The following is a 10,662-nucleotide window of genomic DNA, read 5'->3' as shown; positions in this document are numbered from 1 at the left end:
TGCCAAGTGGAACTGCGGGTTGGTTTGGTCGATAAGCCCGTTGCGCAGGGTTTCGTGTGAAGTCCATTTGCTGGTTACTTGGTTCATACCGGCCATGAATTTAAAGGCATGCTCTTTCTCTGCACCCAGCCTTAGGTTGTACGTGGTGTAGGCGTTGATGGTGTTGTTGTCTGTTGCCCTGCTGGACTGTTGCACATAGCTCGATGCCACATTCGAGTAATAGTCTGCAACGGGAAAACGATATGCAGGTTTTCCGCCTGTGTCTGTGCGGTTTCCGTTCTCGTCTACGTACACGGGATAACCGTCTTCAAGCCACTGAACGGGGTTGTACCACACTTGCCCTGCGCGGTATTGAATGGCCGACTCGTTCGTTTCCTGTGCGTTGTGGTCGTAAGTGTAGTCCAACTTAAAGTCCCAATTCTTGGTGATGTTTACGGTTACGCCGAGGTTGATGTTGAAATACTTGTTCTGTATGTTGTCGGTGTTGGCCGCACCCAGTTCGTAAGAGGGTTCGTGTAGCGGACTGCCATTGCTGGTTACGCCGATGGGGAACTGCGGGCTCCAGCGGTAAAGGTAGAGCCAGGGGTCGGCAGATGTGGTTCCAACGCCGGGATAACGCTTGTTACGGTCGGAGTAAAGCGAGCTCATGCGCACCGTAACCCACTGGTTAATCTCCGATTGCAGCGATATAGAGGCGTTGTAGCGGCGGAAGTCGTCTTTCTTTGCCGTGCGCGACATACCATCCTGGGTGAAGTAACCCAGCCCGATGTTATAAGAGGTGTTGCCCGACTTGCCGTTCACCGACAGGTTGTGCGTCATCGTTGGCGCCCAGTCGCGCACCATCGCTTTTACGCCATCGTAAAGGCGGTATCCGTATTTCTCTCCGCCAATCACTTCCCAGTCGCGCCCATAAAGCACGGGGTCGTTCCATTTAACGCTGCCTCCGTATTTCTCTTGCCACTCGCGCATGCGCTTGATGCTTTCAGGACTTACGCGCCACATACCGCCGGCAGGCAGGGGTGCGCCGCGGTTTATTTGTGCGTCGAGCGTGTATTGCAAGCCGTCGATGCCGCCCATCTCCAATTTCCTTGCGGTGCTTTGAAACGAGAAGTTGTTAGAGTAGTTCACCTCTAAGCGGTTGCTCTTGGCACCGTTCTTCGTGGTGATGAGCACAACACCAAAGGCAGCCTTTGCTCCATAGATAGAGGCCGAGGCCGCATCTTTAAGCACCGATATGCTTTCCACATCGTTGGGGTTAACCACTTGTATGCTGGGTATCTCCACATTGTCGAGCAAGATGAGCGGCGCATTGCTGCCTTCGATGGAGCCAATCTGTCCGCGTATCTTGATAAGTGGGTCCGAACCCACCTCGCCAGTGGGTACGCGGATGTTCATGCCGGGCACAACGCCTTGCAGGCCGCGTCCGATGTCGGCAATGGGTCGGCTCGAAAGGTTTTTGTTAACGTCTACGCTGGTTACCGCCCCCGTAAGGTTGGCTTTCTTTTGTGCGCCATATCCCACAACCACCACTTCGTTAAGTGCCTTGCTGTCTTCTTTCAGCACGATGCGCATGTTGGTTGAGGCCCTAAGTGTTTGGGGGAGGAAACCTACATACGACACGACGATTTGGGCGTTGGCAGACGATAGGCGCAGTTCGAACTCGCCGTTGACGTTGGTTACATAGGCGTTGTTTGTGCCTTTTTCGGTAACACTTACGCCGATAAGCGGTTCGCCGTTGCTGTCTGTCACCACGCCCTTGGCCACCTTGCTTTGCTGTTGCAGGGCTATCGGGTTAGGCAAAAGGCCGTTGGCGGGCGTGCCGTTGGCAAGCGCCGCAGACGGCATGGCCCCAAGCGAGAGCGCAAGGGACAACATGAGCGTAGTTCGCATGGGTGGGGAACTAAGCGCAAGTCTTTTTCTTTGGAGTCCTTTGTGAAGGTTGTCCGATTGGGTAGATTTCTCGTTCATCTCATTTACATCTATTAAGATTCAACGTTTTTAGTTCTTTGTCGAGCGTGGCATCGCTGCCATTGCCGTCTCTTTTTCTCGTCATTTGCCGTTTGTACGCCAGCTAGTTGGGGTTGTATCAGTTGGCCGTTGTAGGCGAGCAATACGTTCGGCAGGCTACATGGCCGTGTTTGCGAGTTAGGCGGACGAAGGCGACAGTTTAAGAATGTTTGGGCATCTGGTGCAGACCAAGGGCATTGAGCCGCGCTTGTTAAATGGTCTGATAGAGGGTGAAAGCGGCCTATTGTTAGGCGCCATCGCTTTGCGTATGGTGGTTCGTTGGCTGCGGTTAAGGCCTTTGGACGTTACGGTTTGGCCCTTTTGTCGGCATGCCGGTGCCTGCAACCACTTGTATAACGTGGTGTTGGCATTAACTACTGGTGCGCAGTAGGTTATTTGTTGCCATTGGGGATGTTGCTGTTTGGGTTGTATAGGTCATGTGTAGGATATTTTTGTATGATTGATACTTCTTAGAAAGGTTTTACAAATATAAGCTAAATATCAATAGGTTGGTTTGTTTTGATTGATTTTTAAGGCTTGTTTTCATATTGTTAATAGATTTTAAGGTTTAAGAAAGATTTAACTTCTAGTCTGCCTATCAATTGAGAGGCGTTTGTTGTCCTTGTAATACAATAGCAAGGCGAACAGAACTCGATTGTAAACCAGTATTGATAGGAGTATATTATCTTTGTGATACAAAACCAAGACAGCCACTCCTCTCAGGTACGAAGTACTGAACAAAGATACGCTAAAATCCAAAATTCAGCTCCATTTGTTTGTGGCCAAACGTGGCAATAGTGCAAAAAAGTAATATTTTCAGTAGAAAAATCAACGCCATGAGTGCCCTTTTTGTGCACCAATTGCCAACTTGCCGCAAAAAATCGATTCTCGCGAAGGTTTGTTGTGATGCTAAAAAGGGGCAGTGCGTGAATGCGACAAAATGAATATTTATTTCAAGAGGTCGGCATTTGCACCCCTTTTGGGGCCGTTTGTTGCCAAATATAGTGCAATATGGTGCAAAACGCATGGCGTTTTGGTGCTAAATGCAATGCGTTTTGATGCTAAATGCAGTGCGTTTTGGTGCAAAACGCAAGGTAAAATGGTGCTAAATGCCGTACAAAATGGTGCTAAACGCAAGCCGAAAAGAATAAATATCCACTTAAATGGTATAAATAAAACCCTATCGAACTGGTAAAAACATGCCCAAAAGGGACGAAATAGCCATTAAAAAGTGGTTTTTTGGGGGTAAAAAGTGGGTAATTGAGCCTAAAAAATCGCGAGATGACAACCAAACAAGAAAGGCAAAATGGTGCAAAAAGCAGCTATTTTGCCTAAAAACAGACAAAAGGAAAGACGTGAAAGAGGAGAAATAGTAGTAATTTGCCTACTTTATGACCTATTTTTTCGCTAGAACGGAGTGGAAAACAGACCGCTTTTGTAAAATAAAATCAATAACCTAAGTTGACGAGTTAACAAGTTAACCAGTTGACGAGAGGACGAGTTAACGGGTTAACAACGCTGATGAATAGGTAAACTTGGGGGTTAAGCAAAAAAGAGGTCTCCGCTGATGATAACAAGTAGGGCTAGCTAGTATAACTAGAAAAGCTAGACAAACTAGGAACACTAGGAATAATAGGAAGACTAAGAAAACCGGATAATCTAGGAAAACTAGAAAACCTAGGAAAGTTAGAAATACTAGAAAAGCTAGTAAGCCTAGCAGAACGAGAAACCCTTGCTCCACTAGCTTACTAAACTAAATGCTCGACAACCTGGTTAACTTGTAACTCGTTAACTTGTCCACTCGTTAACTTATTAACTCGTCAGCCCGTCAACTTGTTAACTCCCCAACTCGTAACCTCTACCTTATAAAGAGGAGTTCCCGATACTTAGGCAACGTCCACAGTTCGTCGGCCACGAGCAGTTCCAGCTTATCCACCTCATAGCGGATGGCCTCCATTCGTGGTGCGATATTGTCGTGATAGGCAATTGCTTTTTCTCTTTCGCATTGAATATTGTTAGCCACCTTACGTGCCGCAACCAGTTCTTCCACCTTCGTTTCGATGGTTTGCGTGCGTTGAGCAATCTCTTCGATGATTTTCACGTTGCGCGAAGTAAGTATGCGCGCCTTTTCGCTGGCGAAGATGCCGAACATACTCTGCACGTTCTTAGCCAATCGGCTTTGATAATGCGTGGCCACGGGTATGATGTGGTTCATACAGAGGTCGCCCAGCACGCGCGCCTCTATCTGTATCTTCTTGGTGTAGGTTTCCCATTTCACCTCGTTGCGGGCTTGCAACTCGTTGCGGTGCATCACGTTCAGGCTCTCGAACATCTGCACACTATCCTCGTCGAGATACCTGTCGAACACCAGCGGACAGCTTGTTTCCGTGTCCAACCCGCGGCGTTTGGCCTCTTGCACCCACTCTTCCGAATAGCCATTGCCGTCGAACATGATGGGACGGCAGGTCCGTATGTCATCGCGCAACACGCTCACGATGGCGCGTTTAAGGTCAACACCTTGCTGCACAAGTGCATCGACACGCTGTTTAAAGCTATTGAGAGCCTCGGCAACGGCAGCGTTCAGCACGATGAGAGCCGACGAACAGTTGGCCTCCGAACCAAGGGCACGAAACTCAAAGCGGTTACCTGTAAAGGCAAAGGGCGAAGTGCGGTTGCGGTCGGTGTTGTCGATAAGCAGTTGGGGAATTTGGTCGATGTCTAGTTCCACTCCCTTTTTGCCAGCCACGGCAAAGCACTCGTCGTCGTCGGCACGCTCGATTTGTGCCAACAGCGTGCTGAGTTGCGTACCTAGAAACGAGGAAATGATGGCAGGCGGAGCCTCGTGCCCGCCCAGTCGGTGGGCGTTGGTTGCACTCATTATCGATGCTTTCAGCAATCCGTTGTGTCGATACACGCCCATGAGCGTTTCTACGATGAACACCACAAAGCGCAGGTTGTCGTCGTATCCCTTGCCAGGTGCATGCAACAGCACGCCCGTATCGGTAGACAAACTCCAATTGTTGTGCTTTCCGCTGCCGTTAACGCCGGCGAAAGGCTTTTCGTGGAGCAGCACACGGAAACTGTGCTTGCGTGCCACTTTCTTCATGAGCGACATCAATAGCATATTGTGGTCTACGGCCAGGTTGGCCTCTTCGAAGATGGGCGCCAGTTCAAATTGGTTGGGCGCCACCTCGTTGTGGCGCGTTTTGCAAGGTATGCCCAATTCGAGAGCCTGTATTTCCAAGTCTTTCATGAAGGCCTGCACACGTTCGGGAATTGTTCCGAAGTAGTGGTCGTCCATCTGTTGGTTCTTGGCCGAGTCGTGCCCCATGAGCGTTCGGCCTGTGAGCATTAGGTCGGGACGGGCAAAGTAAAGGCTCTCGTCAACCAAAAAATACTCTTGTTCCCAGCCTAGGTTGCAGCTAACTTTCTTCACTTTGGGGTAGAAATATTGGGCTACAGCTGCGGCAGCTGTGTTAACGGCCTGCAACGAACGCAGCAGCGGTGCCTTATAGTCGAGCGATTCGCCCGTGTAAGAAATGAAGATGGTGGGGATGCAAAGCGTGTCGTCGATGATGAACACGGGCGAAGTGGGGTCCCAAGCCGAATATCCGCGAGCCTCGAACGTGTTGCGTATGCCGCCGTTGGGGAACGAAGATGCGTCGGGTTCTTGCTGAACGAGCAACTTTCCCGAAAACTCTTCAATCATTCCGCCCTTGCCGTCGGGCTCTACAAAGGCGTCGTGCTTTTCTGCCGTGCCCTCTGTTAGGGGCTGAAACCAGTGCGTGTAGTGTGTAACCCCGTTTTCGTTGGCCCATTGTTTCATGCCTTTGGCCACGGCATCGGCGATAGAACGGTCTAGGCGCGTGCCGTTGTCGATAACGTCGGTAAGCTTTTCGTAAACGTCGGCGGGTAGGTATTTGTACATCTTTGCTCGGTTGAAGACGTACTTCGCAAAAAACTCAGATGGTCTTTCGGCGGGTGTAATCACTTCCAGCGGTTTCTTCTTGTAGGCTTCTGCCACAACTTCAAATCTCAAGTTTGCCATTGTCGATATGTTTTTTTATCTATATTGTTGTGCTGATGATGGGCGAATGTGGGTCCTTGTGCTGCCGCACTGACGCCCTATGCCTACAAAAGTACAACTTTTTGCGCGAAAAAGTGGCGTGTTGACGGCATAATGATGGGAAGGGAAAGGGGAAAGGGTGAAAAGGTGAAAAGGTGAAAAGGTGAAAAAATGGCTAACGCCACCTAGGCATTTGGCTTAACGTCTAAAAGTGAAAGGGAGAAAAGGTGAAAAGGTGAAAAAATGGCTAACGCCACCTAGGCATTTGGCTTAACTCCTTAACTCCCTAACTCCTTAACTCCTAAAAGTGAAAAGGTGAAAAGACGGCTAATGCCACCTAGGCATTTGGCTTAACTCCTTAACTCCCTAACTCCTTAACTCCTAAAAGTGAAAAGGTGAAAAAATGGCTAACGCCACCTAGGGTACATAAAATGCCCATGCGCGCCTTCCGGTTTGCTCCGAAAGCGGCATGGGCATAAATAAAAATAACCCCCAATCGGTTCATTAGACCGTTTATCAAACATTTTAAGTTATGTCCATCGTTTCCTGTTATCTTCCGTTCGCTTGTCGACATCTTGCCCGTCTTATCCTTTAAATGTAGCCTGCTACGCCTTCAAAAACAAGACAGACAATAGTTTCAACAATCAAATGAAATCTGCACAGGCTTTAATGAACCGATTTGGGGTTAAACGTTATGGACTATTACTATTTCTTCACGAAGACGGGGAAAAAGAAGTCGGCCAAGACGTATTTAAATCCGTTGTTGTTCTTAGGCATGCCTGTTGGCGGCACATTGTCGTGCAACACGAAACAAAAGCGCGTAATGGGCCGTTCTTCCCTCCCTTCAAGGAAACCTGTTGGCCTTATGCTAAGTTTCCCTTCGGCGTTAGGCAATATACGACCGGCTATGGTTGTGCTCGTTGTAAGATACGACCAAAGCCTTTGGTAGTCGGCCACGAGATAGAGCAACGGCGTGTAATTGTCGAGTTTGCCCCCACATCTGACGCTACCGTCGAGCATGAACGTGGCGGGAATAGACTTTTTTAAACGGAATGGGATGGACACCTTGCCGTGGTCGGCACTGTTTATCCGGATGGAATCCTTGTCGAAAGTGCAGTCTATTTGCTGGCGTGTAAGGCCAGTGGTATCCAATTTTGAAAAGTAAGTCAAAGTCCAACTGCCGTTCATCTGCGTTTCTACATCCCAATTTTGCTGAATGTTGATACGTATGGGAAGCCTTCTGCCCGAGCTGATGTCAACATATCCGTCTCTTTGCTTGTTGCCGTTGTTGGCGGCCACCTTGATGATTACCTTGCCGTTCTCTACTGTGGGTGTAAGCCATTCTCCCTGCTTGTGGGTAGTGACAGATACCCCATCGATGTGCCGGAAACTGATGGCAATGCTGGTATCTTTGTTGCTGACCAGGTATTGGGTTCTTTCTCCTATGGTAAATCCGGGCAGCCCTTGTTGGTGAACAGGCACGTTAATGCTGTCGGTGCCAACCCAAATGGTGAGGTTAGCTACCCTAGAAGTGAACGACGTGTTTTGCGTTGCCTCAACGGTGACGACGTTTCCGCTGAACGTGCTTTTGCACCAATCGTTGGAAACGGCCGTTTTTGTAATGGGACCTGCGGCCTTTACGGTAACCCTTCCTGTGGAAGGTGCATCCGTGAAGGTGACGCTCGAGCTGTCTATGGTGATTGCCTTGTCGCCAAACGTACGTCCCACGTTGTCGTCTTGGCTGCAAGCCACTGTTGCAAACAGGGCAACGGCGGCAAGGAATGCACTGAAAATATTTTTCATATTGATATTCTCTTTACGTTTGTATTATTGCCTTCTTTTAAGTTTGAGCAACTGGTCCAGTCTCTCGTATGCGCGACCGAAGAGGTAAGCATTCGGCACTTTGAGTGCCTTGGCATTGCCCAAGAAAGACCATTGACTATCGTATACGCCTAAGAACCAGCCGGATGAGGGGTATCCCCATTCCCCTTTGGGGCGGAAAACGTAAGCATTAGCCGCGTTGTCCCACTTCAATGAGAAACAGGCGCTGGGCGAAGTGGTAAGGCGCCCGGCAGAAGTTGAGAAAGTTGTTAACATCAATACGTTGCCATCTGGAAATCTTCCTATTTGTTGCGGCGCAACAATCATCGCCTCCTCTTCACGGTCGAACGTCAGCCTGATATTATATCCCAGCAACGCTCCCTCCATCTCGTAGCCCTTGTAGTCGGCTGTGAGTTTCAAGTCGACATCGAGTTCCACGCTGTAGTCCGTGTTGTTGAGGGAATAGACGGCCTCCAATGTGTATTTTCCTGCGGCATTGGCGTATGCCGGAAACCACTTCGGCTGTTCGGCTTTCAGGATTATCTCCTCATTGTTGGCGCCCTTGGCCCGATAGGTTGAGTCGGATGCGTTGAAGGTAAGCTCGCCGAAGGTTGTGCCACCTATTTGCAATGGGCGGTAGGTTCTAACGCCCCTGTCGGTAAAGGCGATGGCAGTGGTTTCCTCCTTTTGGCCGGAGTTGTAGGTCAGTTTCAGTTCCGAAGCATCCAGTTCGCCCTGAACATCAGTGCCATTCACCTTGCCTTTGAAAGACCAAAGCCCGGTGGGGGTGAAGTCTGCGCTGAAACTGTCCACCTTATTAATATACTTGGCTGCGGGCATGTCTAGCTTTCTCAGATACATCACGTTCTTTGTGCGGTAGCCGTGCACTTTTATGAGGTTCTCCGACACACTGTCTACCACGAACTCGAAGTCGCCTTTCAAGGCTTGGAATCTGGCCGACGACGGGTTGGAGAAATAATGCATCAAGGGGTTGTAGGTGTCGAAAGTGATGGCAGGCCCCACTTCGGAGGTCATTTTATAGTAAGACTCGTCTTCACGACTTGCGTCCAGCACGCTCCGCACCTTGCATTTCTCTCTGTCGAACTTTAAGGTGAAGGCGTATCCCCCATAGGCCTGTGTCCGTTCGGGATAGATGTCGAAGGCCCACCCATAGGGTGCATCCACTAGGGTTTTCTGCGTTTTGTCTAGATACTCTTGCAGGCGCAGCGACGATGCGTTGTCGAACACGTCGGCCTGGTCTTTTAGGCACGATTGCAAACCCAGCGTTACGGCGAGCGTCAGCAGTGCCGAAAGTATATGATGAATTTTCTTCATTGTTGTATGCGTTAGGTTTTGTTATAGTGAAATGTTGGTGAGGTCTACCTTTCCCTTTACGATATCGTCTTCTCTCCTAAGGTACACGTCGCGAAGTTTGTCGATGTCGATGTTCCAGGATTCACGCATGTAGTTCCTAACATAGTCTAGCTTGGTTAAGATATTGTCCTTTTGTCCTTTTGCATTGGCAATATCCAGCCAGGCGTTCCACTTTTTCGGAGAGCTGGTAACGTAGATGGAGAACATCTCGGCGAAGTCTTCCACGTCTGAATGTTGGGCATAGGCCGAGATGAAACCATGCTCGTAGCAATAGTTGGTGTTGGCGTATGGGCTCTCGCTCCATTTGTCGGCCACGTACCCTGAGCCTGTAACCAGTTTGAAGTCGGCCGAATAGGGCTTCGTTTGGTTCAGGATGTGGGTGAACTCGTGATAGACGGTCTTGAGGTAATAGGTATTGATATCCTCGGCACTTTGGATGAACTGGTCTATGAAGTTGGTGCCAGCAAGCAATATTTTCTTTCCTCCCTCGGCCGTACCCAGAATAAATGTGCCGTTGTTCTTGTATTCCCAGTTGCCGGTGAGGTAAATCAGTTTGGGGAAATTGGCCTTCGTGAAGTCGGGTCCGGCCACTTCGTCGAATGCTTCGAGGCAAGAATACTTCACGAGGTTGGCCATTTTTATGGCCATTTGGTAGCTTGCGGGCACGGTATAATAGTTCATGTCGCTTTCTATGTCTTCGTATCGATACTTGAAATTGATGTTGTACGTAGACACATAATATCGGTCGAGCCAAAGGTCTAGTGGTGTGGGCGTACGCTTGTCGGCAGTTATTACGCTGTTGGGTGAGAGTTTCTCGTCAGCGCACCCCGCCATCGTCCCTATGCAGATAACAGATGCGAGGATATATAATAATGTATTCTTCTTCATTGCTGTTTTGTTAAGCGTTGGTTTGGTGTTGTCTCACTCATTTATTGCGTGGGTTCATCGGCACACCGGCATCCCTCACGTCTTGCGGCAGCTGTATGGCTCGCCTTGGATCATCGGGCGCCAAGCTGTCGGTAAGCTCCTGGGGCGTGCCGTTTTCGTTGATGAGGCGCCGCATCACGGTGATGTTGTAGCGTTTGATGTCGAACCATCGTGCGCCCGTTTGAAGCTGTTCGATGCGTTTGAAGCCCAGCACGCATTGCAACATACACTCTTGCAGGCTACCCTCGGTGTCGATGGCGAACTTGGGATGTAGGTGTTTTTTGATGGTGGACTGCAACTTCTTGTCGTCACTGTACGAGTAGTCTATGGGTTTATAGAATGCCTCAATGCTTGTGGGGGTAAGCACCACGTTCGTGTTGACGATGTTCTGCATCCACGTCGTGAGGTCGGCCGCCGCCAAGTCGTATTTCTTAAGCATGATGTAGGCCTCTGCACGGTTGAGCAAC

Annotated in this window: 5 protein-coding genes and 1 pseudogene; all 6 read right to left on the bottom strand. The window is 49.5% G+C overall.

Going from position 1 to position 10,662, the window contains the following annotated elements; genetic code table 11:
* The coding region (locus tag BN93_RS10165; protein ID WP_044260413.1) for a SusC/RagA family TonB-linked outer membrane protein at positions 1-1,968 on the bottom strand (1,968 nt) is incomplete at its 3' end.
* A gap of 1,897 nt (positions 1,969-3,865) precedes the next feature.
* Complete coding sequence (locus tag BN93_RS10155) at positions 3,866-6,055, bottom strand: glutamine synthetase III family protein (protein ID WP_019188225.1); 2,190 nt, start codon at positions 6,053-6,055, stop codon at positions 3,866-3,868.
* Positions 6,056-6,778: 723 nt separating this feature from the next.
* Positions 6,779-7,876, bottom strand: coding sequence for a BACON domain-containing protein (locus tag BN93_RS10150; RefSeq protein ID WP_019188224.1), 1,098 nt, complete (start codon positions 7,874-7,876; stop codon positions 6,779-6,781).
* 24 nt (positions 7,877-7,900) lie between these two features.
* Complete coding sequence (locus BN93_RS10145; RefSeq protein ID WP_019188223.1) at positions 7,901-9,229, bottom strand: DUF4302 domain-containing protein; 1,329 nt, start codon at positions 9,227-9,229, stop codon at positions 7,901-7,903.
* Positions 9,230-9,250: 21 nt separating this feature from the next.
* Positions 9,251-10,156 carry a zinc-binding metallopeptidase gene (locus tag BN93_RS10140; RefSeq protein WP_044260411.1) on the bottom strand — a complete coding sequence of 302 codons (906 nt, stop codon included), beginning with the start codon at positions 10,154-10,156 and terminating at the stop codon, positions 9,251-9,253.
* Between the two features lie 37 nt (positions 10,157-10,193).
* Positions 10,194-10,662, bottom strand: a pseudogene (locus BN93_RS10135) (RagB/SusD family nutrient uptake outer membrane protein); the annotation flags it as partial.

Source organism: Prevotella conceptionensis 9403948 (genome assembly GCF_000312305.1).
GTDB classification, from domain to species: Bacteria; Bacteroidota; Bacteroidia; order Bacteroidales; family Bacteroidaceae; genus Prevotella; species Prevotella conceptionensis.
The sequence above is the reverse complement of the archived record's forward strand: the minus strand, read 5'-3'. Positions and strand labels throughout refer to the sequence as shown.